This window comes from Roseovarius sp. SK2 (assembly GCF_028807495.1).
Classification (GTDB): Bacteria; Pseudomonadota; Alphaproteobacteria; order Rhodobacterales; family Rhodobacteraceae; genus Roseovarius; species Roseovarius confluentis.
On record NZ_JARAMK010000004.1, the window covers coordinates 248,308 to 270,806 of the forward strand.

At 64.9% G+C, this 22,499-nt stretch carries 23 protein-coding genes; 8 read left to right on the forward strand and 15 right to left on the reverse strand.

Going from position 1 to position 22,499, the window contains the following annotated elements; all coding sequences use genetic code 11:
• Positions 1–118 precede the first annotated feature (118 nt).
• From plsY to PVV74_RS10515, 6 genes are read right to left on the reverse strand one after another with little or no spacing between them, the layout of a single operon-like run.
• Positions 119–724 carry a glycerol-3-phosphate 1-O-acyltransferase PlsY gene (gene plsY, locus PVV74_RS10490; protein WP_103763202.1) on the reverse strand — a complete coding sequence of 202 codons (606 nt, stop codon included), beginning with the start codon at positions 722–724 and terminating at the stop codon, positions 119–121.
• Positions 717–2,003 (reverse strand): dihydroorotase, encoded by a 1,287-nt coding sequence (gene pyrC, locus PVV74_RS10495; RefSeq protein WP_274593127.1) that lies wholly within the window; start codon positions 2,001–2,003, stop codon positions 717–719. Before pyrC ends, plsY begins: the two co-directional genes overlap by 8 nt.
• Positions 2,000–2,530 carry an aspartate carbamoyltransferase catalytic subunit gene (locus PVV74_RS10500; RefSeq protein ID WP_274593128.1) on the reverse strand — a complete coding sequence of 177 codons (531 nt, stop codon included), beginning with the start codon at positions 2,528–2,530 and terminating at the stop codon, positions 2,000–2,002. Before PVV74_RS10500 ends, pyrC begins: the two co-directional genes overlap by 4 nt.
• The gene (locus PVV74_RS10505) at positions 2,527–2,955 is read right to left on the reverse strand and encodes a hypothetical protein (RefSeq protein WP_274593214.1); all 429 of its coding nucleotides are present in this window, start codon (positions 2,953–2,955) and stop codon (positions 2,527–2,529) included. Before PVV74_RS10505 ends, PVV74_RS10500 begins: the two co-directional genes overlap by 4 nt.
• A gap of 17 nt (positions 2,956–2,972) precedes the next feature.
• Positions 2,973–3,530, reverse strand: a complete 558-nt coding sequence (locus PVV74_RS10510; RefSeq protein ID WP_274593129.1) for a hypothetical protein — start codon at positions 3,528–3,530, stop codon at positions 2,973–2,975.
• Positions 3,527–4,477, reverse strand: coding sequence for an aspartate carbamoyltransferase catalytic subunit (locus PVV74_RS10515; RefSeq protein ID WP_103763197.1), 951 nt, complete (start codon positions 4,475–4,477; stop codon positions 3,527–3,529). Before PVV74_RS10515 ends, PVV74_RS10510 begins: the two co-directional genes overlap by 4 nt.
• Positions 4,478–4,655: 178 nt before the next feature.
• Between PVV74_RS10515 and PVV74_RS10520 the strand changes: the two genes are divergently transcribed.
• The 6 genes from PVV74_RS10520 (at position 4,656) to PVV74_RS10545 (ending at position 12,145) form a co-directional block, all read left to right on the forward strand.
• Positions 4,656–5,438, forward strand: a complete 783-nt coding sequence (locus PVV74_RS10520) for a uracil-DNA glycosylase (RefSeq protein ID WP_274593130.1) — start codon at positions 4,656–4,658, stop codon at positions 5,436–5,438.
• Complete coding sequence (locus PVV74_RS10525; protein WP_274593131.1) at positions 5,435–6,028, forward strand: metallophosphoesterase family protein; 594 nt, start codon at positions 5,435–5,437, stop codon at positions 6,026–6,028. The genes PVV74_RS10520 and PVV74_RS10525 overlap by 4 nt, the downstream gene beginning before the upstream one ends.
• On the forward strand, positions 6,028–6,648 hold the full coding sequence (locus PVV74_RS10530) for a LysE family translocator (RefSeq protein ID WP_274593132.1): 621 nt from the start codon (positions 6,028–6,030) through the stop codon (positions 6,646–6,648). The genes PVV74_RS10525 and PVV74_RS10530 overlap by 1 nt, the downstream gene beginning before the upstream one ends.
• A gap of 7 nt (positions 6,649–6,655) precedes the next feature.
• Positions 6,656–7,198, forward strand: a complete 543-nt coding sequence (gene moaB, locus PVV74_RS10535; RefSeq protein WP_274593133.1) for a molybdenum cofactor biosynthesis protein B — start codon at positions 6,656–6,658, stop codon at positions 7,196–7,198.
• A gap of 96 nt (positions 7,199–7,294) precedes the next feature.
• Positions 7,295–8,749 (forward strand): efflux RND transporter periplasmic adaptor subunit, encoded by a 1,455-nt coding sequence (locus PVV74_RS10540; RefSeq protein ID WP_274593134.1) that lies wholly within the window; start codon positions 7,295–7,297, stop codon positions 8,747–8,749.
• 3 nt (positions 8,750–8,752) lie between these two features.
• Positions 8,753–12,145, forward strand: a complete 3,393-nt coding sequence (locus PVV74_RS10545; protein ID WP_274593135.1) for an efflux RND transporter permease subunit — start codon at positions 8,753–8,755, stop codon at positions 12,143–12,145.
• Here PVV74_RS10545 and PVV74_RS10550 read toward each other — a convergent pair.
• Positions 12,124–12,921, reverse strand: a complete 798-nt coding sequence (locus tag PVV74_RS10550; RefSeq protein WP_274593136.1) for a protein-disulfide reductase DsbD domain-containing protein — start codon at positions 12,919–12,921, stop codon at positions 12,124–12,126. The genes PVV74_RS10545 and PVV74_RS10550 overlap by 22 nt on opposite strands.
• A gap of 161 nt (positions 12,922–13,082) precedes the next feature.
• Between PVV74_RS10550 and PVV74_RS10555 the strand changes: the two genes are divergently transcribed.
• A complete protein-coding gene (locus PVV74_RS10555; RefSeq protein WP_274593215.1) occupies positions 13,083–13,637 on the forward strand; it encodes a YqgE/AlgH family protein in 555 nt (184 codons plus the stop codon).
• Positions 13,638–13,698: 61 nt separating this feature from the next.
• On the opposite strand, the gene PVV74_RS10560 is transcribed toward PVV74_RS10555, so the two are convergent.
• The 7 genes from PVV74_RS10560 to PVV74_RS10590 all read right to left on the reverse strand — a co-directional run bounded on the left by PVV74_RS10560 (position 13,699) and on the right by PVV74_RS10590 (position 20,068).
• Entirely contained in the window at positions 13,699–14,460 is a 762-nt protein-coding gene (locus tag PVV74_RS10560; protein ID WP_274593137.1) for a class II aldolase and adducin N-terminal domain-containing protein, read from the reverse strand.
• Positions 14,461–14,605: 145 nt separating this feature from the next.
• Complete coding sequence (locus tag PVV74_RS10565; RefSeq protein WP_274593138.1) at positions 14,606–15,385, reverse strand: LamB/YcsF family protein; 780 nt, start codon at positions 15,383–15,385, stop codon at positions 14,606–14,608.
• A 14-nt stretch (positions 15,386–15,399) separates the two neighbouring features.
• The gene (locus PVV74_RS10570; RefSeq protein WP_274593139.1) at positions 15,400–16,413 is read right to left on the reverse strand and encodes a biotin-dependent carboxyltransferase family protein; all 1,014 of its coding nucleotides are present in this window, start codon (positions 16,411–16,413) and stop codon (positions 15,400–15,402) included.
• Positions 16,410–17,168, reverse strand: coding sequence for a 5-oxoprolinase subunit B family protein (locus PVV74_RS10575; protein WP_274593140.1), 759 nt, complete (start codon positions 17,166–17,168; stop codon positions 16,410–16,412). Before PVV74_RS10575 ends, PVV74_RS10570 begins: the two co-directional genes overlap by 4 nt.
• Position 17,169: 1 nt before the next feature.
• Positions 17,170–18,465: a TRAP transporter large permease gene (locus PVV74_RS10580; RefSeq protein ID WP_274593141.1), complete on the reverse strand. Its 1,296-nt coding sequence runs from the start codon at positions 18,463–18,465 to the stop codon at positions 17,170–17,172.
• A gap of 9 nt (positions 18,466–18,474) precedes the next feature.
• On the reverse strand, positions 18,475–19,023 hold the full coding sequence (locus tag PVV74_RS10585) for a TRAP transporter small permease (protein ID WP_274593142.1): 549 nt from the start codon (positions 19,021–19,023) through the stop codon (positions 18,475–18,477).
• A 73-nt stretch (positions 19,024–19,096) separates the two neighbouring features.
• On the reverse strand, positions 19,097–20,068 hold the full coding sequence (locus tag PVV74_RS10590) for a TRAP transporter substrate-binding protein (protein ID WP_274593143.1): 972 nt from the start codon (positions 20,066–20,068) through the stop codon (positions 19,097–19,099).
• Positions 20,069–20,289: 221 nt separating this feature from the next.
• On the opposite strand from PVV74_RS10590, the gene PVV74_RS10595 reads away from it, so the two are divergent.
• Positions 20,290–20,811: a winged helix DNA-binding protein gene (locus PVV74_RS10595; protein WP_103763184.1), complete on the forward strand. Its 522-nt coding sequence runs from the start codon at positions 20,290–20,292 to the stop codon at positions 20,809–20,811.
• A 342-nt stretch (positions 20,812–21,153) separates the two neighbouring features.
• On the opposite strand, the gene PVV74_RS10600 is transcribed toward PVV74_RS10595, so the two are convergent.
• Complete coding sequence (locus PVV74_RS10600; protein ID WP_103763183.1) at positions 21,154–22,479, reverse strand: HlyD family type I secretion periplasmic adaptor subunit; 1,326 nt, start codon at positions 22,477–22,479, stop codon at positions 21,154–21,156.
• Positions 22,480–22,499 lie beyond the last annotated feature (20 nt).

Here is a 22,499-nt window from a genome sequence, read left to right on the forward strand (position 1 = left end):
TTCCATAAATTTCTGTCACAACAGAAATAGCAGAAACCACGGAAAGGTCAAGCACTACACCTTTTTATTACTCTTCTCGCAAAATTGGCGATGATTGCCTAACCAAGCGCAGCCGCGATTATTTCTGGCCGATCTTCGGCTCCGTTCCGTCCCGCAGCCGCCGTATATTGCTGCCATGACGGAAAAAGATGAACAGCGTCAATATGATGCCCAGCACGAACAGATCCCGGTACCCCAGGAACACCATCCAGATCGTCGATAGCGCCGCCATGTAGATCGCCGCCATGCTCGAGATCCGGGTCGCCGCCGCCGCCACCAGCCAGCTCAGGCAACATGCAATGCCCACCGGCCAGGCCAGCCCCAGCATGATGCCAAGGAACGTCGCCACCCCCTTGCCGCCGCGAAACGACAGCCAGACCGGGTAACAATGCCCGGCGAAGGCGGCGAGCCCCGCAAGTTGCGCGGCATCCTCACCCGCCACCGCCCGCGCCAGCAGCACCGCTGCCGCGCCCTTGCCACCGTCCAGGATCAGCGTTGCCAACGCCCCCAGCTTATTCCCCGTGCGCAACACGTTGGTGGCGCCGATATTGCCCGAGCCGATGTTGCGAAGGTTGCCAAGGCCCAGGACACGAGCCACCACCATCCCGAACGGGATCGACCCAATCAGGTATCCAAGGACGCCCCACAAGGCGAGAACGGTCAAACTTGACTGGAAATCAGGCATTTAAGTTCTCGAAAACCACTTTCCCGGAAACATAGGTCGCAAGAACCCTACCCTGCAAGCGTTGCCCGTCAAACGGGGTATTTTTCGATTTCGAGCGCAGCGTCCAGCGGTCCAGTACGAAAGGCACATCGGCGTCGAACAGAACAAGGTCCGCCGGGGCCCCCTCGGCCAGGCGCCCCGCTTCCAAACCCAGCCGCTTGGCCGGGTTCAGCGCCAGCGCCCGGAACAGGCAAGGCAGGTCAAGTTCGCCCGAATGGTAGAGCCGCAACGCCGCTGGCAGCAGGGTTTCCAGCGCCACTGCCCCGCTCGCCGCCTCCTCGAAGGGCAGACGTTTGGATTCCTCGTCCTGCGGCGTGTGCATCGAGCCGATGATGTCGATCCTGCCGTCTCGCACCGCCTCAACCATGGCGCGCCGGTCATCTTCGGACCGCAGCGGCGGCTTGACCTTGAAAAAGGTGCGATAGTCCGCCACGTCCAGCTCGTTCAGAGTCAGGTGATGGATCGACGTGCCCGCCGTCACGTCCAGACCCGCCCTCTTGGCACGGTCCAGCGCCGGCAGGCTGGCCGCCGTCGTCACCTGGTCGATGTGATACCGCGCGCCCGTCGCCTCGACCAGCGCAAGGTCACGCTCCAGCCCTATGCGCTCGGCCACGGTGCCCACCCCCGGCAAGCCGCGCAGCGAGGCGAACTTGCCGCTCGTCGCCGCCGCCCCGGCGCTCAGCCCCGGATCCTGCACATGCCCGATCACCAAGGCGCCCAGGCTGCGCGCATAGGTCAGCGCCCGGCTCAGCACCTTGTTGTCAGTCACCACATGATCGCAATCGGTAAAGGCCACCGCACCGGCATCCATCAGAAACCCGATCTCGGTCATCTCGCGCCCCTCGCGCCCTTTGGTCAGTGCCGCCATGGGCAGCACGTTTACCGGCGCAGCCTCATTGGCGCGGCGGGCAACGAATTCCAGCGTTTCCGGGCTGTCGATCGCGGTCAGCGTGTCGGGCCGGGTGATCATCGTTGTCACGCCTCCCGCCGCCGCCGCGGCCCCGGCGCTGCGGTAACTTTCCTTGTGCCGCTCGCCCGGCTCGCAGACCTTTACGCCCAAGTCCACCATGCCCGGCGCCAGGAATTTGCCACCGCAATCGACCCGCTCATCCGCCCCTTGCGCGGCCGCCTCGTATCCCCGAGCCTTGATGCGGCCATCCTCGACCAGCAGCCAGCCCTCGGTCACCTCTCCCGCCTCGGGATCGACCAGCCGCGCGTTCTCGAACAGCACCTTCGTCATGCACTCTGCCTTTCCTGAACCTGCCGCATCAGACGCAGCACCTCCTCGGCCTTAGCGATCCGCTCGAAACCGATGTCCACGCGGTAATGCCCGTTCTTGCGCCGTCGCATCTCGTGGTCGAACATGATCGACCCCGGCGCACCATCCTGGAACTCAAGCCGTGTCCGGTCCGTAATGGGATAGCTTTTCAGCGTCCGGCCCCGGAACGGCAGGTCCCGCGCGATGAAAGCCCTCCTGTCGGTCAGCGTGTACCACGTGTGCCGCCGTTTCCAAGGCTCCCAGAAGATCCCGCCAAAGGCGATCCCCAGCCCGACCGAGAAATGGATCAGTCCGAACATCCAGAACATACCACCCGCCTGCGCCGCCATCACCATCCAGAACAGCGCAAACCCCGCGAAGAACAACCCAAAGACCAGCGCCGCGGCATGCGCCGCCCGGAATGTGATGGCCGGATCGGGCCGCCCCTGCCACAGCACCTGTTCGCCGGGATCGAGAATGCCCTCCCACTCGTCCTGCAAGGCGGTCACGGGCGCGTCTCCGCTACCGCCGCCTCGATCCGGGTTTTCACGGCGTCCCGGTCGGCCTGGTATTTCATCAGGTGCTTGTCTCCCCCCGCCGTGACGATCTGCACGGCCGAGCCCAGAACGCGTATCTGCGCGATGTCCCGCAGCCACGCCTGCTTGCCCAAGGGGCCCAGCACGCGCCGGTCGGTCAGATCCCACCGCGCCTTCATCTCGTCCGACGCCAAATACCCGGCGCGTACAGCGATCGCGGCCAACCCGCCCACGGCACCAGTCCAGACATGCGGATTGCCGATGGCCCAAAGCACGCCCATGCCCAGCGCCATCGCGCCCGCGGCCATCCAGGCATGGTCACGCCAATAAGCCGTGCGATCCGCATGAAAAATTTCCAAAACCCGCTCTCCGGGTTCAAGTTCCGCCTGCGGCACCATGACGGAACGCGGGTCGCTCACGAAGCCACCCACACCACGACAGCCGTCAGCACGAACAGGACAAGCAGCGCGATCATCGCCACCCGGCCCGATATCGCCGCGTCCGATTTCTTCTTAGGCTCGGCCTCGGCGGCCTCCTCCGGTGCGGGTGCCACCTGCGCCCCGGCGCTCGGCAGCGGTTCGAACTGCACCGGCGCCTTCTCTTCGTTCAACGTCGCCACCAGCGTCAGCGGCGCCCGCGGGGTCAAAACCTGCGCCTGCCCGCCAAAGGCCCGCGAGCCAACAATCAGCACCGTACCCTTCAGACCTTCGACAACCACGTGCTCGTCTTCCAGATCGTCCCAGGAAACGCCCATCCCCTCTTCCAGGTACTGGTGCAGGCCAAAGCCAGTCAGGTCCTCTACCTGGATCAGGTCGACATGATGCGGGTCCAGCGTTTCGGCCCCAAGCGCATCCTGCAACGGCCAACTGCCGTTGCGCCGGTTGAAGGTCTCGGCCTCCGCGCGGTCCAGGTCCACGTCAAAGACGCGCACCACGCCGCTCTCGCTTTCGCGTATTTCGATCCGGTCGCTCATGCCATCACCTCCTTGGGCCTTGCCCGCAGGTTTCGTGCCAGCAGGTCCATGGCCGCCATGCGCACGGCCACGCCCATCTCGACCTGTTCCTGGATCACGCTGCGGTTGATGTCATCGGCGATCTCTCCGTCGATCTCCACGCCCCGGTTCATCGGGCCGGGATGCATGACAATGGCATCCGCCTTGGCATGGCGCAGCTTTTCGGCGTCCAGGCCATAGCGGTGGTAATATTCCCGCTCGCTGGGGATGAAGCCGCCATCCATCCGCTCCCGTTGCAGGCGCAGCATCATCACCACGTCCACATCCTTCAGCCCTTCGCGCATGTCCTCGAACACCTCGACACCGAATTCGGCAATTCCCGCCGGCATCAGCGTGGGCGGCCCCACCAGCCGCACCCGGTTCTCCATCTTGCCCAGAAGGATGATGTTCGATCGCGCCACACGGCTGTGCGCGATATCCCCGCAGATCGCGATGCTCAACCGATGCAGCCGGCCTTTCGCCCGCCGGATTGTCAGCGCGTCCAAGAGCGCCTGGGTGGGATGCTCGTGCCGCCCGTCACCCGCATTCAGAACGGCGCAATTCACTTTCTGCGCCAGCAGATCCACCGCCCCCGATTGCGGATGCCGCACCACCAGTAGGTCGGGATGCATGGCGTTCAGCGTCATCGCCGTGTCGATCAGCGTCTCGCCTTTCTTGATCGACGATGCCTGCATCGCCATGTTCATCACATCCGCCCCCAGCCGCTTGCCCGCCAGCTCGAAACTGGCCTGCGTCCGGGTCGAGTTCTCGAAAAACATGTTGATCTGCGTCAGCCCCGCCAGCGCATCGGCATGCTTCTGGTCGCGACGATTGAGGTCCACGTACTGGTCCGACAAATCAAGCAGGGTAGAGATATCCGACTGCGCCAGGGGCTCGATCCCCAGAAGATGCGCGTGTTGAAAAGTCATGCCAGCGCTCCGACGTCAACTGCCTGCGCGCTTATAGGAAAGCCCGGCGCTCGGGGCAAGCGTAGGGTGGGGTTCCACCCCACCATCCCACAGTCCGCGCCCCACCGCGAGAGAGGCCATCCCGCCCGATAAGCAACCCGTCTTCCCCCGCCCCGCCACAGCCGCTATCTTCCGCCCCATGACCGCCCCCTTGGATTCGCACACCGCCCTTGCCATGCTCGACTGGCAGATCGACCTCGGCGCGACCGAGGCGATCGGCGATACGCCGGTAAACCGCTACGAAGTACCCGAAAAGCTGACACCGGCAAGGAAAGCGGAGTCCGCGCCCCCCATCCCGGCCAAGCCGCCCGAGGTCGACACCGCCGCCGAGGCCGGGTTCGCCGCCGCCGATGCAAGCTCCCTCGACGCGCTCAGATCCGCCCTCGCCGCGTTCGAGCATTGCGACCTGAAACGCGGCGCGCGCAATCTGGTGTTCTCCGACGGCCACCCCTCCGCCCGCCTGATGATCATCGGCGAGGCGCCGGGACGTGACGAGGACCAGCAAGGCAAACCCTTCGTCGGCCGCGCCGGGCAATTGCTCGACCGGATGCTCGCCGCCATCGGACACGCGCGCGGCAACGACGACGCCGACACCGGCGCCTATATCACCAACATCCTGCCCTGGCGCCCGCCGCAGAACCGCGACCCGAACCCGCAGGAAATCGCCATGATGCTGCCCTTCGTGGAACGTCACGTACAACTGGCCGACCCCGAGGTGATCGTGCTCATGGGCAATATCAGCTGCCAGGCCGCACTCGGCAAACGCGGCATCACCCGCCTGCGCGGCCAGTGGACGCAAGCGTTTGGCAAGCCCGCCCTCCCGATGTTCCATCCCGCCTACCTGCTGCGCAAACCACACGAAAAACGCGCTGCCTGGGCCGACCTGCTCGACCTCCAGGCCCGCCTCGAAGGACAGACATGAAGATCCTCGCCTTTTCCGACCTGCACCTCGCTCGCGCCCGCGCCGCCGACCTTGTCGGCGCCAGCGCCGAGGCCGACCTCGTCATCGGCGCTGGCGATTTCTGCAACCACCGCGCCGGGCTGGACGAGGCGATGGAGATGCTATCGGGCATCACGGCTCACATTGTCGCCGTCCCCGGCAACGCCGAAAGCTATCAGGAACTCACCTCGGCGGCCCTGCCGAATATGACCGTACTGCATGGTACCGGCACCAGCCAAGGCGACCTCTCCCTCTTCGGTCTCGGCTACGGCGTGCCGGTCACGCCCTTCGGCGACTGGTCCTGCGACCTGTCCAACGAAGAGGCCGCGACGCTGCTCGCCTCATGCGAGACCGCCGATATCCTTGTCTTGCATTCCCCGCCCAAGGGCGTCGCCGATCTTACCTCGCTGGACATGTCCGTGGGCTCCACCGCCATCCGCGACGCGATCGAGCGCATTCAGCCCAAACTGGCCCTCTGCGGCCATATCCACGACAGCTGGGGTGTGACCGGCCGCATCGGGGCGACGCAGGTGGTCAATCTCGGCCCCCGCCCCAACTGGTTCGAGCTCTGATGATCGACCCGCTCACCCTGCTGGCCTTCATCCCCGCCGCTGTCGCGCTCAACCTCACGCCCGGGGCGGACATGATGTTCTGCCTGGGCCAGGGCCTGCGCGGTGGCCCGCGTCCTGCCGTGGCCGCCAGCGCCGGGATCGTTCTCGGCGGCATGGTGCATGTCACGCTGGCCGGCCTTGGCCTCGGCGCAGCGATCGCCACCTTGCCGTGGCTCTTCGACGTGATCCGCTGGGCCGGCATTGCCTACCTGCTGTGGCTCGCGTGGCAGGCCTTGCGCCACCCACTACAGACCGGCGAGACGCCAGAAATCAAACCCTCCCGCGCCTTCCGCGATGGAATGATCGTGAACCTGACAAACCCGAAGGTGATCCTCTTCGTGCTGGCTTTCTTGCCGCAGTTTATCGACCCCTCCCAAGGCAGCATCTTGGCCCAGTTCCTGGTCTTCGGCGCGATAATCGCGGCGGGCGGTTTCATCGTCAATGCCGCCGTCGGCATATTCGCAGGCGGCCTTGGCCGCCGCATGGCCCGCTCGCCCAACTTTGCCCGCGGCATCGGCTATGTCTGCGCCGCCATCTTCACCGGCCTCGCCCTGCGCCTCGCCCTGATCGAAAGGACCTGACCCGAACATGAGCCGCATCGATGAAACCAAGGACTTCATCCCGGTCCGCATCGCCGTCTTGACCGTCTCCGACAGCCGCGACCTCAGCCAGGACCGCTCTGGTGCCGTGTTAGTCGAACGCATCGAGGCCGCGGGCCATATCCTCTCCGACCGCATGGTCGTCCGCGACGAGCGCGACCAGATTACCGAGCAACTGCGCGAATGGATCGCCAGCCCCGAAATCGACGTTGTCCTTTCCACCGGCGGCACCGGCCTTACGGGCCGCGACGTCACGGTCGAGGCGCACAGGGATGTCTACGAAAAGGAAATCGACGCGTTCGGCACGGTCTTCACCATAGTTTCGATGAAAAAGATCGGTACGTCCGCAGTGCAATCCCGCGCGACGGGGGGCGTGGCGAACGGCACCTATCTTTTCGCCCTGCCCGGCAGCCCCGGCGCCTGCAAGGATGCGTGGGACGAAATCCTGGCCTACCAGTTCGATTACCGCCACAGCCCCTGCAATTTCGTCGAAATAATGCCGCGTCTGGACGAACATTTGCGACGGAAGTGACCTTTGGCCGCGTATCAGCCCCATGAAACCTTGCCGCGAGCGTCTATCTATATGGTATGACTGCCCCGCGCCAAGTGGCTTAAAAGGTTGATCTGAATGCGGTTCCTGCGCCACAGCCTGACCGGACTGTTCCTGCTGTCCCTGACAGTGGGCCTGTTCGCCTATGCCGGTCAGATCGTCTTTTCGGCTGTGCAGGAACGCATGAGCGCCGAAACCCAAGCGCCCGAGCGGCGCGAGCGTGTCTTCGCCGTCAACACCGTGACCGCCGAGCCGGGCACCCAGACGCCCGTCCTGACCGCCTATGGCGAGGTCGAAAGCCGCCGGACGCTCGAAATCCGCTCCGATGCGCCGGGCCGCGTGACCGAGTTGACCGCGCTGTTCGAGGATGGCGGCCGCGTCCGCGACGGGCAGGTTCTGGCCCGGATCGACCCTTCGGACGCACAATTCGCGCTGGACCTCGCCCGCGCCGATTTGACTGATGCCGAGGCCGAGGTGCGCGAGGCCGAGCGCGGCCTCAACCTCGCCCGCGACGAGCTTGCCGCGGCGCAGTCGCAGGCCGAACTGCGCAAAAGGGCCCTGGACCGCCAGCTTGACCTCGAAGAGCGCGGCGTTGGCACTGCCGCCGCCGTGGAACTCGCCGAACTCGACGCGGCCAGCGCCGAACAGGCCGTCCTGACCCGACGCCAGGCAGAAGCCACCGCCGAGGCCCGTGTCGACCAGGCACAGACCCGTCTATCGCGCAGCCGCATCGCGCTCGCCGAGGCGCAGAAGGCATTGGACGAGACCACCATCACCGCCCCTTTCACCGGCACGTTACAAGGCGTCAGCGTGGTCGAAGGTCGGCTCGTTTCCGCCAACGAGAAACTGGCCGATCTCATCGACACCTCCGCACTCGACGTGGCCTTCCGCGTCTCTACCGCCCAGCACCGCCGCCTGCTGGATGAAAACGGCGACCTGATCCTCGCGCCCGTCCGCATCCGTCTCGACGTCTTCGGTCTGGAAATGGAAACCACCGGCCGCATCACCCGCGACAGCGCCGGGGTCGAGGAAGGCCAGACCGGACGTCTTGTCTATGCCCGCATCGACGACCCCCAGGGCCTCAAACCCCGCGACTTCGTCTCGGTCCTGATCGAGGAACCGCCCCTCGACAACGTCGTTCGTCTGCCCGCCACGGCGCTCGGCTCGGACGGCACCGTGCTGGCGCTGACGGCCGAGGACCGCCTGCGCGCCGTCCCCGTCACGCTGGTCCGCCGACAGGGCAATGACATTCTCGTATCCGGCGATGACCTCGACGGACTGGACATCGTGACCGAACGCAGCCCGCTTCTCGGCCCCGGCCTCAAGGTGCGCCCGTTGGGCAACGCGCCCCAGTCCGACGATACCGCCCAGATGCTGGAACTCAGCGAGGACCGCCGCGCCCGCCTGCGCCAGTTTGTCGAGGACAGCCCCGACATTCCCGCCGCCATGAAGACCCGCCTTCTGGGTCAACTCGAGCAGCCGGAAGTGCCGGCACGGACCGTCGAGCGGCTCGAACGCCGCATGGGCAGCTAACCCATGGTCCGCGATCTGCCCGAGAGCGCCGGCGGCATGCTCTCCTATTTCACCCGCCACCCCACCGCGGCGAACCTTCTGCTTGTCGTTCTCGTGGTCCTCGGCCTCGCCGCCGCGCCCCGGATGCAGGCACAGTTCTTCCCCGATGTCGTCGTGGACGAGGTCAGCGTCTCGGTTCTCTGGGACGGCGCCAGCGCCGAGGATATCGACGCGGGCATCGTGCAGGTGCTCGAACCCGCGCTTCTGGCCGTCGAGGGCGTGGAAACCTCTCAGGCCACCTCCCGCGAAAACACCGCCAGCATCCAGCTTGAATTCGAGCCGGGCTGGGACATGGGCCGCGCCGCCGATGACGTCTCGGCCGCCGTCGACAGCATCACCGACCTGCCCGAAGAGGCGGAGGAGCCGCGCGTCACCCGCGGCGCATGGCGCGACCGCGTCACCGATATCGTCCTGACCGGCCCCGTCGCCACGCCCCAGCTCGGGCAGTTCGCCGACGAGCTGGTCACCCGCCTCTACGACGCGGGCGTCACCCGCACCACGCTTCAGGGCGTCGCCGCGCCGCACACTATCGTCGAGGTGCCCACGACGAACCTCATCGCCTATGACATCACCATGGCCGAGATTGCCGCCGTGATCGCCGCCGAGGCCGACACCGACCCGGCCGGCGACGTGACCGGCGGCGCCACACGCGTCCGCATCGGCACCGAGAAACGCGACACCGACCAGATCGAGGCGCTGATCCTGCGCTCCAACCCCGACGGCTCCAAGCTTACCATCGGCGACGTGGCCAATGTGCGGGTCGAAGGCATCGACCGCGAACGCCAGTATTTCGTCGGCGACAACCCAGCCCTTCAGATCCGCGTCGACCGCTCCGCCAATGGCGACGCACTCGCCATCCAGGCCCAGGTCGAAGAGATCGCCGCCCGGATGGAAGCCACCCTGCCCGAAGGCACGGAACTGACGCTCATAAACACACGCTCCGACGCCATCTCCGGCCGACTCGACATGCTCATGGACAATGGCCTGACCGGCCTCCTGTTAGTGGTGTCGCTGCTGTTCCTGTTCCTCAACGCTCGCACCGCCTTCTGGGTCGCCGCGGGCATTCCCGTCGCAATGCTGGCAGCGATCGCGCTGATGTACGCGGCGGGGCTGACCATCAACATGATCTCGCTCTTCGCGCTCATCATCACGCTCGGCATCGTGGTGGATGATGCCATCGTGGTGGGCGAACATGCCGACGCCCGTGTACGCAAATATCGCGAAAGCCCCGTACAAGCCGCCGAACGCGCCGCCCAGCGCATGGCCCTGCCCGTTTTCTCCGCCACCCTGACCACGCTCATTGCCTTCTTCGGTCTGGTCGCCATCGGCGGGCGCTTCGGCGACCTCATCATCGACATTCCCTTTACCGTGATCGTCGTCCTGACGGCCTCGCTGGTGGAATGCTTCCTGATCCTGCCCCATCACATGTCCCATGCGCTGACCCATGCGGGCAAGGAGCGCTGGTACGACTGGCCCTCGCGCACTGTGAACCGCGGCTTCGTCTGGCTGCGCGAACGTGCCTTCCGCCCGTTCATGGCGCTGGTCATCCGCGCCCGCTACCCGGTGCTGGCGGGGATCATCGTGCTCCTGGCTTCGCAGGCCGCGCTCTTCATCAAGGGCGACGTGCAATGGCGCTTCTTCAACGCCCCCGAACGCGGCAGCGTGACCGGCAACTTCTCGATGGCCCCCGGCGCCACGCGCGAGGACACGCTGGCCATGATGCGCCAGATCCAGACCGCCGTCGAAGACCTCGGCGCCGACTACGAGGACCGCTACGGCGCCAACCCCATCAAGTTCGCCATCGCCCAGATCGGCGGCAATTCCGGCGGCGGCCTTGCCGGTGCCGACACCAAGGAACCCGACCAGCTGGGCGGCATATCCATCGAACTGATCGACCCCGACCTGCGCCCCTATTCCTCCTTCGCGTTCGTTGCCGAGTTGCAGGACGCCGTCACCCGCCACCCCCTGACCGAGGAACTCAGCTTTCGAGGCTGGCGCTCGGGCCCCGGCGGCGACGCGCTCGACGTCGAATTCTACGGCGCCAGTGCCGAGACGCTGAAAGACGCCTCCGAAGCGCTCAAATCCGCGCTGCTCGACTACCCCGAGGTGTCGGCGGTCGAAGACAACTTGGCCTATGACAAGCAGGAATTGATCCTCGAACTCACGCCGCAGGGCCAGGCGCTGGGCTTCACCATCGACGGCATGGGCAGCGTCCTGCGCAACCGCCTCAACGGGATCGAGGCCGCGACCTATCCCGACAGCGCCCGCAGCGCCGAAATCCGCGTCGAGGTGCCGGAACCCGAGCTTACCGCCGACTTCCTCGAACGCATGCAGATCCGCGCGCCCACCGGCGCCTACGTGCCGCTGGCGGATATCGTCAGCGTGACCGAGCGCGTGGGCTTCTCCACAATCCGGCGCGAGAACGGCATCCGCCACATCAATGTCACCGGCGACATTTCCGAAGATGACCCCGCCCGCGCCGCCGAGATCAGCACCGCGCTTGAAACCGAGATCCTGCCCCGCATCGCCAGCGTCCACCAGGTCGAATGGCAGCTTGGCGGCCTCGCCGAACAGGAAAGCGAGTTTCTGAACGACGCCCGCCTCGGCCTGATCCTGACGCTGACCGGGATCTACCTCGTCCTCGCCTGGGTTTTCGCCAGCTGGACGCGGCCCATCGTGGTGATGTCGATCATCCCCTTCGGTCTTGTCGGCACGATATACGGGCACGCCTTTTGGGAGGTGCCGCTGTCGATGTTCACGGTCGTGGGGCTCTTGGGCATGACCGGCATCATCATCAATGACTCGATCGTGCTGGTGACAACCATCGACGATTACGCCAAGGAGCGCGGCATCGTCCCCGCAATCATCGAAGGCGCCGTCGACCGGTTGCGCCCCGTCATGCTGACGACGCTTACCACGGTGCTTGGCCTCACCCCGCTTCTGTTCGAGCAATCCACACAGGCGCAGTTCATCAAACCCACGGTCATAACGCTGGTCTACGGCCTGGCCTTCGGCATGGTCCTCGTCCTGCTGCTGGTACCCGCGATCATTGCCATCCAGTCCGACGTCGCGCGACAGACCGCCTCCCTGCGCCGCGCCCTGCGCTCAAAACCCGGGGAATTGCGCGGTATCATGCTGGTGGGCGGGGTGGCCATCGCGGCGCTCTTCGCCGCCACGCTGGGTTTTGCGGCACTGACCGGCAGCCTGCCCGGACCGATCGCCGCGCTGGCCTTTGCATCCCCGATGCCGACAGCACTGATGCTCTTCATCGCGGGAACCCTTATGATCGTGGTTCTGCTCTATACCGCCGTGGCCCTGCGCCACGCCTTTCGCCGTCAGCCCGCCGAACAGCCCTGAATATCCACGGCGCCACCCCGGCTCAGCACGGTAAAGCGCAGGCCCCTGCGGTCGACCGCAAAGGACCGCCCGTCGATATGGTTCAACACCGTCCGCGCGATCAGGCTGTCACCCTGCCGCGTGGTCTCGGGCGGCGAGACCCAGACCTTGGGGTCACTTGATTCGACCACCGCGTATTCCGACACGCCCAGCTTCGGCATCCGGATCGTCGCGGTCAGTTGCACGCCACCCGCCACGGGCGACAACCGGCACGCCACGCTCCGCACCCCGGCCTCGTCGGCACCATAAGGCCGCGCGGTCAGGGCCGCGACGATGGCGGGGTCCGGCTTTTTCGCGGCACTCGGCAAGACCTGCGCCACGTTCACGCTGACCGGCACGCAGATATCCTTGCACACACCGATTTCCAGCTGGCCTTCCAGCCGCACGTCACGCCCGCCCGCCTTGGGGCGGATGTGCAACGGCACAACCACGTCATCATCGTACCCGATGGTCATAAACCCGAATTGCGGCACCGGCTTGGGGGCGGGCCAGATCACGTCGACCCCCGAAAGGTTGCGCGATCCGCGCCAGTTGAACAGCGGCGGCACACCGGCCTCACCCGGACTGCGCCAATAGGTCTTCCACCCCGGTGCAAGGTCCAGCCGCAAAGCGGCGTAGTGACTGCCATCCGACGCCCGCCATCCGGGCAGCACATCGACGCGCACCATATTGGCGGTATCCTGGGCCGACACCGGCGCGGCACAGACCGCGATCAGGGCGGCTTTCAAAAGGGTCATGATCTTCTGCATGGGGCCTCTCATGGCGGGTTTCATCGGCTTTGCCAATTCACATTGAAGCGAGAAATCCCGGCACTCTCAAGGCAGGATGGTTGCACAGAACGCCCCGCACCTCCATCATGTGACCTGTAATCTAACCACCGGGGACCGCCTTGAGCGACATCGACCTGACCGGAAAACTGCTGATCGCCATGCCCGCCATGGGCGACGACCGCTTCGCGCAGTCGGTCGTCTTCATCTGCGCCCATTCACCAGAGGGCGCGATGGGTCTCATCGTCAACAAGCGCGCCGACGACCTGCGCCTCAGCGACCTTCTGGAGCAACTCGAGATCGCTCAGGGCCAGGACATGACCAACCTACCCGTACATTTCGGCGGCCCGGTGGAACATGGCCGCGGTTTCGTGTTGCATGATTACGGCTACCACTCTGCAATCTCCACACTCGACGTGAACGACGATTTCGCCATGACCGCGACGATGGACATCTTGGAAGACCTGGCGCTTGGCCGTGGTCCGCTGCGCAACATCGTGGCCTTGGGCTATGCCGGCTGGGGCCCCGGCCAGCTGGAAAGCGAATTGTCCCAGAACGCCTGGCTCACGGTCGAGGCCGACAAGGAAATCGTGTTCTCCCACGCTGACGCAACCAAGTGGGAAGCCGCCCTGCAAAAGCTGGGCGTCAGCTCCGTCACGCTCTCCTCCGAGGCCGGCCACGCCTAGCCAAAAGCTTTATCAAAGCTTTTGGCAAAACTTTTGCGGAAAAGTTTTGGCCCGCCCCGTCTCACGCGGCGTAATCAGAGCCTTCCGCGTCGAGAATCGCCATCAGTTCCGCCAGGTGTCGGTCGCCCTGCTCTGGATAGTCTTCCATCTCCCGCGCGGTCTTTTCGGCCACCTCGTCCGACAGCACCCGCAACGTCTGGCCCGTCTGCAACGCGCGGATATACGTCTCCGCCGCCCGCTCGAAATAATACATCCGGTTAAAGCAATCCGCGACCGTGTCACCCATCACCAGGATACCGTGGTTGCCCATGATCATAACTTTCTTGGACGGATCCCCCAACATCTGGGCACAGCGCTCGCCCTCATCCTCGAAAGCAAGCCCGCCGTAGCCGTCGTCGATGACGTAGCGGTTGAAGAAGGTGGCGCAGTTCTGGTCGATCGGCGGCAAAGTGCTGTCGGCCAGGCTGGCCAGCACCGTGGCGTGGATCGAATGCACATGCATCAGGCAGCGGTGGTGCGGACAGGCCCGATGCACCCCGCCATGTAGCCCCCATGCAGTCGGATCCGGCGCGCCGGGCCGGTCCAGCGTCTGGGGATCTTTGGCGTCGATCAACAGCAGGTCCGACGCCTTCACCCGGCTGAAATGCACCTGGTTGGGGTTCATCAGGAATTGCGTTCCGTCATCGTTGACCGACAGGCTGAAATGGTTCGCCACAGCCTCATGCATGTTCAACCGTGCGGTCCAGCGAAACGCCGCGGCCAGCTCGACCCGCTCTTTCCAGTGGGCAATGTTGGGGGTGGTCGCGGTGTTGGTCTGCAACATGATACATCTCCATTCCGGGTTTTTTCAGCACCCTGCGCCAGTGCGACCGAAGTTGCAATCTGCGTGACACCCACGTCACGACAGCCAGCAGCATATCGAAAGAAAATGTGGCCGCGCGGCGGCACGACCAGGCACATGGGGCCCCTCACGCCGAAACAGGGTCTCCCGCAAACATTTTCAGCTTCGTTCCGGCCTCTTTCAACGCTTGCCGGACATGGTCCGCGATGTCGACAGCGGTGGGCGTGTCGCCATGCAGACAAATCGTATCGATCCGCGTGGGAATGCGCTTGCCGCTTTCCGTGATGATCGCCCCGGCCCCCACCATCTCGACCATCCGCGCGGCAGCGGCCTCGGGGTCGTGAATGACAGCCCCCGGCTGGCTGCGATCAACCAGCGTCGCGTCGTCGTTATAGGCGCGGTCGGCAAAGATCTCGCAGGCCGCCCGACAGCCAAGTTCGGCCACCGCCTCCTGCTGCGCCGTGCCCGCCAGCACCATGATGATAAGCTCCGGCGCGACCGACAACGCGGCATCGTAACAGGTCATCGCCACCGCCTTGTCCTCCGACGCCATGTTGGCCAGCGCCCCGTGCAGTTTCAGGTGCCGCACCTCGGCCCCTTCCGCCCGCGCAATGCCCAACGCCGCACCCAGCTGATAGCGCACCAGGTTACCGAGGCTCTCTGCCGGCAGGGACATCCGACGCCGCCCGAAACCCTGCAGATCGGGAAACCCCGGATGCGCCCCGATGCCCACACCGCGCTCTGTCGCCGCGCGCATTGTCTTGGCCATCACGTCCCAGTCCCCGGCGTGCTGCCCACAGGCGACATTGGCCGAGGTCACGATATCCAGCACGGCCGCGTCGTTGCCCATCACCCAGGGGCCAAAGCTTTCGCCCATATCCGCGTTCAGGTCCACCGTCGTCGTCATGTCTCTTTCGCCTCCTAAAGCTCTCGTCCGGCCGTGGCACCGCTGATCAGCTGGTAGGCCAGAAGATTTCGTATGTCATGCGGGTCGCGCACCAGCGGTGTCGGCGCCGATCGCAGCCCCTTGCGATGCGTTGCGGCACGGCGCTCGGCCTCCACCGCCTCTTCCAGCGTCACGAACCGGAACCGCAGCGCCGTGCCAGGCGCAGCCTGCACCACTGTCGGCAGGTCGCATGGCAGTACAGACGCGATCCGCGGGTATCCCCCCGTTGTCTGGCACTCGCCCAACAGCACGAAGGGCGCGCCGTCGCCGGTGATCTGAATGTCCCCGGGCACCACCACTTCGGACAGCACACTCAGGCCCGCATCGCTGTGAAAGCCCTCGCCGTCGAAATCCAGCCGCACGCCCATGCGGCTGCCCCGCGCATCGCGCTTGAACCGGGTCGCCTCGAACCGCTCGATCTGGCCGGCGTCGAAGAAATCCGTCTGCAGGCTCGGGACGACACGCACAGTGCCCCCCGCGAAGCGGGGCTCGACCGGCAGCAGCCGGTTCACCTCCACAGGGGCGCTCTCCTCGCCGATTTCCAGCCGCGCCTCGGACTCAACCGCCGATCCCAGCCCACTTGCCACATGTACGCTGCGCGACCCAAGGCACGTTTCGCCGGCAAAACCGCCACCCACATGCAGATAGCCGTAACTGCCCGCCTCGGCCCCACCGATGGTCAGCCGCGCCCCGGCGGGCAGGGCATGGCTGGCGTGCCAAGTCACCCTTGTGCCGTCGATGGCCGCCCGCATCGGCGCGCCGGTCAGGGCGATACGCATGTCGCTGTCCGCTTCGAACTCGCCGCCCATCCCGGCCATTTCCAAAGCGGCCAGCCCGTCATCCTGTCCCAAAAGCGCCGCGCCCTCGGCCAGCGCCAGCCGGTCGGCGGCACCGCCCGGCGACAACCCGAACCCCATGTAGCCCGGCCGCCCCCGGTCCTGCAGCGTCAGGCCAGGGCCCGCGCGGCGTACGATCAGCGCCCGGCTCATGTCACCTCCTTCGCGCGGGCACCGCCATCGGGATCGTCCTTCATCGCCTCAAGGCGCTCCCGCGACACCGGCTCGAACCGCACCGCGTCGCCCGGGCGCAGCACGAAGGGCGTGTCGGCCTCGGGCCGGAACAGCCGAAACCCGGTCTGCCCGATATGCCGCCACCCGGTCGGGGTGGAAACGGAGAACAGCACCAACTGCCGGATCGCCACCGCCAGCGCGCCCTCGGGGATGCGCTCGGTCAGGGCCTTCTGGCGGGGGATTTCCCACTCCGGCCCAAGCTCGCCCAGATAGGGCTGACCGGGGGCGAACCCGATGGTCTGCACCCGCACGACCGTCTCCGAGATCGAGGCAATCGCCTCGTCCGCTGTCATCCCCGCCGCCGCAGCGGCCTCTTCCAGCTGCGGCGCAAGGTCGGTGCCGAAGACCGTCGGAATGCGCCATTCCCGCCGCCCCTGCGGCAGGTCGGCTTCGTACCAGTCGCGATCCTGCAACAACGCATCGAGATCGGCGCGCAACCCGGCGTGATCGCGGTGCACCGGATCGAACCGGACATAGGCCGAGACCAGCGATGTGGATGTCTCCTCCACCCCCTCCGGCGCGGCCCGGTCCAGCGCGGCGCGAAAGGCCAGCGCGGCGCGGTTGGCCGGCTCGCTCAGGCGATCGCCAAAGCTGACCAGCATCCCGTCCACTCCAACGGTGCGGATCCTCGGCCAGTCCGATGCGGCCACCTGCTCTGTGCCAGTGTCGCTCATCCTACATCTGCCCCGGCAGGAAGGTGACGATGGACGGGAACACCGAGATGATCACCAGCGCCGCCACCATAAGCAAAAAGAACGGCAAGGCCGCCTTGGCCACGTAAAGAATGTCGCGCCCGGTCAGCGATTGCAGCACGAACAGGTTGAAGCCCACGGGCGGCGTGATCTGCGACATCTCCACCACGATCACGAGGAAGATGCCGAACCACATGGGATCGATCCCGGCCTCATTCACCATCGGCATGATCACGGATGCCGTCAGCACCACGACCGAAATCCCATCCAGGAAACAGCCCATGATGACGAAGAACACGGTCAGCGCGGCCAGCAGCGTGAAAGTCGACAGCCCCAGCGACCCGATCCATTCCGCCAGGATGCGCGGGATGCCTGTGAACCCCATCGCGACGGTCAGGAACGACGCACCCGCCAGGATGAAGGCGATCATGCAAGACGTCACGGTCGCGCCCATCAGCCCGTCGATGAAGCTCTGTTTCGTCAGCGTTCCGGTGCTCCACGACAGGATCAGCGCCAGCACCACGCCCACCGCGGCGGCATCCGTGGGCGAGGCGAGTCCGGCATAGATCGACCCGATCACTCCAAGAATTAGCAGCATGACAGGGATCAGCCGCCGCGACCGGCGCAGCCGCTCCATGAAACTCACCGCCAGCGACTCGTCGGGCAGCCGCGCACGGTTCAACAGCGCCCACAGGATCACGTAGCCCAGGAACAGCCCCACCAACAGAACGCCGGGCAGGACGCCCGCCACGAAAAGCCGCGCGATGGATTGCTCGGTCGCCACGCCATAGACGATCAGGATGATCGACGGCGGGATCAGCAATCCCAGCGTGGCCGAGCCGGCCAGTGTGCCGATCACCATCTTTTCGGGATAGCCCCGCTGCGTCAGCTCCGGGATCGACAGCTTGCCGATGGTCGCCGCCGTGGCGGCGGACGACCCAGAGACTGCGGCGAAGATCCCGCAGGCGAAGACGTTGACATGCAAAAGCTGCCCCGGCAGCCGGTTCATCCAGGGCGACAGGCCCGCGAACATGTCGTCCGACAGGCGCGAGCGGAACAGGATCTCACCCATCCAGATGAAGAGCGGCAGCGCGGCCAGCGCCCAGTTGTTGCCATGCCCCCAAAGCGTGGTCGCCATGACCAGCCCCAGCGGCGCGTCGCTGAACAGCACCATGGCGGCGATGCCCACACCCAGAAGCGCAAACGCCACCCACAACCCCGCGCCCAGAAACGCGAACAGCAGGACCAGCAGGATGATCGAAAGAACCGTGACGGACATGGGCGCACCTCACTCGTTGAGAAGGTTTTCGCCCTTGCCGGTCCAGCTGGCAGAGCGTCCGCGTAGAAGCCCGACAAGCTCGTCGGCCAGCGCGATTGCGAGAATTATCAGACCAAGCGCCACCGGCACCTGCGGGATCCAAAGCGGCACCGACACCATGCCGGAACTCTTGTCGCCGAACTCGTGCGACTCCAGCACCAGCAGGATCATGAACCACGCGGCATAGGCGGACATGCCAAGGCCGATCGCGGTGACGACAATTTCCAAAGCGTGTCGGCTGCGCTCCCCCAGCGCCTGCGTGACCAGCGACACCCGAATGTGCCCGCCGGCCCGCAGCGTATAGGCCAGCGCCAGGAAACTCGCGGCGGCCAGGAAGAACCCGGTGAAATCGGCGTAGGACGGGATCGTGACCCCCAGCCCCTTGCCCGTCAGCCCCACGGTTATCTTGTCGGCCAGGTTCAGCGCCACCTGCGCGAAAACCAGCACGACGATGGCAAGGATGAAAAGCGCCGCCAGCCCGCCGGCCGCACGGTAAAGCGTGTCGAGAACGCGCCGCATGAGGTGTCTCCCCGTTTGGATGAAGGATGGCCCGGGCGCGTCTTGGCGCGCGCCTCGGGCCGGTATGCGTGCGTCAGCCTTCGTAGGCGTCCAGAAGCTGTTGCCCGGTCTCGCCGGCCTCTTCCTTCCACGCTTCGAGCATCTGGGCGCCGATCTCTTGCAGGCCGGTCGTCAGTTCCTCGGACGGCTCGACCACGGTGATGCCGTTGTCCTTCAGGACCTGCGTCATCTCCTCGGCTTCGGATTTGCTCATCTCCCAGCCGCGCGCCTCGGCGGCCTCCGCGGCTTCCAGCACGGCGGTCTGCGTGTCCTCGTCCAGACGGCGGAAGGACCGCTTGTTCACCACGACGATGTTCTTCGGAATCCACGCCTGGATGTCGGTGTAATGCGTCAGGAAATCCCACGCCTTGGAATTCACCCCGGTCGAGGGCGAGGTGATCATCGCCTCCACACGCCCGGTGCTGAACGCCTGCGGGATGTCGGGCACTTCAACCTGCGTCGGCGCAGCGCCGGCCAGGTTCGCGAACTGCTCCAGCGTGGCGTTGTAGGTGCGGAATTTCAGACCCGCCAGGTCATCGACCGACGTGATCTCCTTGGTGGTATACAGCCCCTGCGGCGGCCACGGCACGGCGTAAAGCGGTATCAGCCCCTGCTCGTCCAGCAGCTGCTTAATCACCTCTTCCTGCGCGGCCCACAGCGCCTGCGCCTCGTCATAGCTGGTGGCCAGGAAGGGCAGCGAATCCGCCCCGAAGACCGGGTTGTCGTTGGCCAGCAGCGACAGGAAGAACTCGCCTGCCGGCACTTGACCGCTGCGGACGGCCTTGCTGATCTCGGGGTGCTTGAACAGCGAGCCCGCGGAATGGACCTTGATCGCCAGGTCGCCGCCGGTCGCCTCTTCGACGTCCTTGGCGAACTCCGCGATGTTGACCGTGTGGAACGTGGCATCCGGATAGGGCGTCGGCATGTCCCACGTCTCGGCCTTGATCGGCAGGGCCAGCGCCGCCACGGCAACCGCCGCGCCACCCAATGTCTTCATCAGTGTCATCACATTTCTCCCTGTGAATTATTCAATGTCGGAATATTGACGATACGCTTGCAATTTGTCAACGTTTTGTCAAATCGGGTTTGCTATCGGCGAATGGCTTGGCCCACTCATGCAGCGGCAGGCCAGCCTACGCGGCCACCCTCAAAGCATTGTGCGACGGCTTTGAATGTGAAAAAGTCAATGAAATGCCAGCGTTTCGCCAAAGAAAGAAGGGCCGAAGAATGGAAAAATCCCAATCGGAAAACCGCCGTATCGTCTCCTCACGCCATCTGGCCGAGGGCGAAGGCTGGGAACTTTCCGAATTCGAATTCGGCCTGATCATCGCCTACAACGCGTTCTCCCGCTGGATGACTCGCTGCATGGCCGCCGCCGGACAGGGCGAGCTCAACCCGCTCGACATCCTGATTCTGCACAACACCAACCACCGCAACCGCGACAAGCGCCTGTCCGACATCTGCTTCCTGCTCAACATCGAAGACACGCACACCGTCAATTACGCGCTGCGAAAGCTGTCCAAGGCCGGTCTGATCGTGTCCGAAAAACGCGGCAAGGAGGTGTTCTATCGCACATCGGACGCGGGCAGCGCGCTCTGCCAATCCTACCGCGATGTGCGGCGCCAATGCCTGCTGGACGCCTCCGGCGGCACCGGCCTGAGCGGCGAGGAACTGCGTGAAATTGCCCGCATCCTGCGCGGCCTTTCGGGCCAGTACGACCAGGCCAGCCGCGCGGCCGCCTCACTTTAGCACCCCTCGATTTTCCCGGGGGCGCGGCGCCCGACTCCACTGCCGCGCCCACCACAACTCGCGCTCACCCCTTTCACGAACCATCCGCTCGGAATGCGTGAGCGCGGAATGGAGCTTTGTCAGGTTGCCGGCTCGACCGGGCAAGCTGCAACAAGCCGCCTATACGCGTGATCAATCCACAATGCCGCCGCAGCTCGGCCCGCAGACCTCCAGGCTCCGGGGCGTAAGGACCTGGCTCCTCTGAAGTGTCGGCGTTGAACGCCCAATTCCGAAATCCTCGCCGGCTTCACCTCGGGTTCGCTCGCTGATCAGCGAAGTCTTGATAAGCGCGAAGCAAGGCGCTTATTCCTCGCGGAAGGCGCGCTCGAACTGATCCATGAGTGGCCTTGCAAAATAGGACGCGGCTGTTTGCTCTTGTGTCGAAAGGTAGATTTCTGCAGGCATTCCCGGCAACAGGACGAGGCCGTCCAGCCGGTTCATCTCTTCAGGCGGAATATCAACATTGCCGATGTAGAACGGCTCGCCGGTTGCGCTCGAAATAGTGGTCGCAGGTGATATCTGCGAAATCACGCCGAGGATCTCGGGCGTCGTACGATGGTTGAACGACGAAAAGCGAATGCGGGCACTCTGATCGAGATAAACCTGGTCAATCGAAGTGGTGGGCAATTGCACCTCTATCCGCAATTCTGCGGACGATGGAACAATCGTAGCCAGAACTTCCGCCGGCGTGATGACACCACCTTCGGTAAAGACCGACAACTCGTTGATGCGACCGGAAATCGGTGCACGTATCTCGGTCCGTGACAGCCGGTCCTGCACAGCTGTCAGCCTGTCGGACAATTCCTGTATGCGTGTTTCCACAATCGAGAGTTCCCGCTGCGCCTCGTTCCGGGCGACCTCGTCCACCGAAAGGATACGCATCTCGATTTCGCTAATACGGGAACCGGAGCGCGCGATATTCGCATCGAGTTCACCAAGTTTGCCGCGCATCTGAACAAGCTCGCGTTTCGCCTCGTCAACGCGCGGCGTCTGGATCAAACCCTTCTCGAACAGGCTGACAACCCGATCATGGCTTTCCTCGACCAGCGCCAGTTCATCGACCAGGGCAGAACGCTGCGATTCCAGTGCCACAATCTCCTCTTCTACCTGCACGATGCTGAGTTCAAGTTGCTCGCGCTGGTTGGTGCGGTTCTTGATATTGCCGGCGTGCAGACGAAGTTCCCCTGACATCAACTCGCTTTGCTGCGGGTCCGCACTGGCGAAGCGCTCGGGGAAACGGATTTCTTCCTCGCCGTCACGATCAGCAATCAGTCGGGCACGCCGCAGTTCGGCCTCGTCAAGCTGAACCGACAAGATCGACAGTTCCGCACGGGACTGTGCGTCGTCGAGACGAAACAGAACTTGTCCGGCCTCGACCTCATCGCCTTCGCGCACGAATATCTTCTCGACGATTCCGCCGTCGCGATGCTGAACCTGCTTCAGGTTCTGGTCCACCTTCACGGTGCCCATCGCGATCACCGCGCCGGTAAGGTTTGCGTTGAACGCCCATGCGCCGACGCCACCCAACAACCCGAACATCATGGTCACGCCCAGCACGATGCGTCCGCTGATCTTATCGAAGGCGGCGCTGCGATTTGTCTTTTCCGAATTGCGTTTGGCATCACTCATTTGAAGTTTCCCTCGCGTTC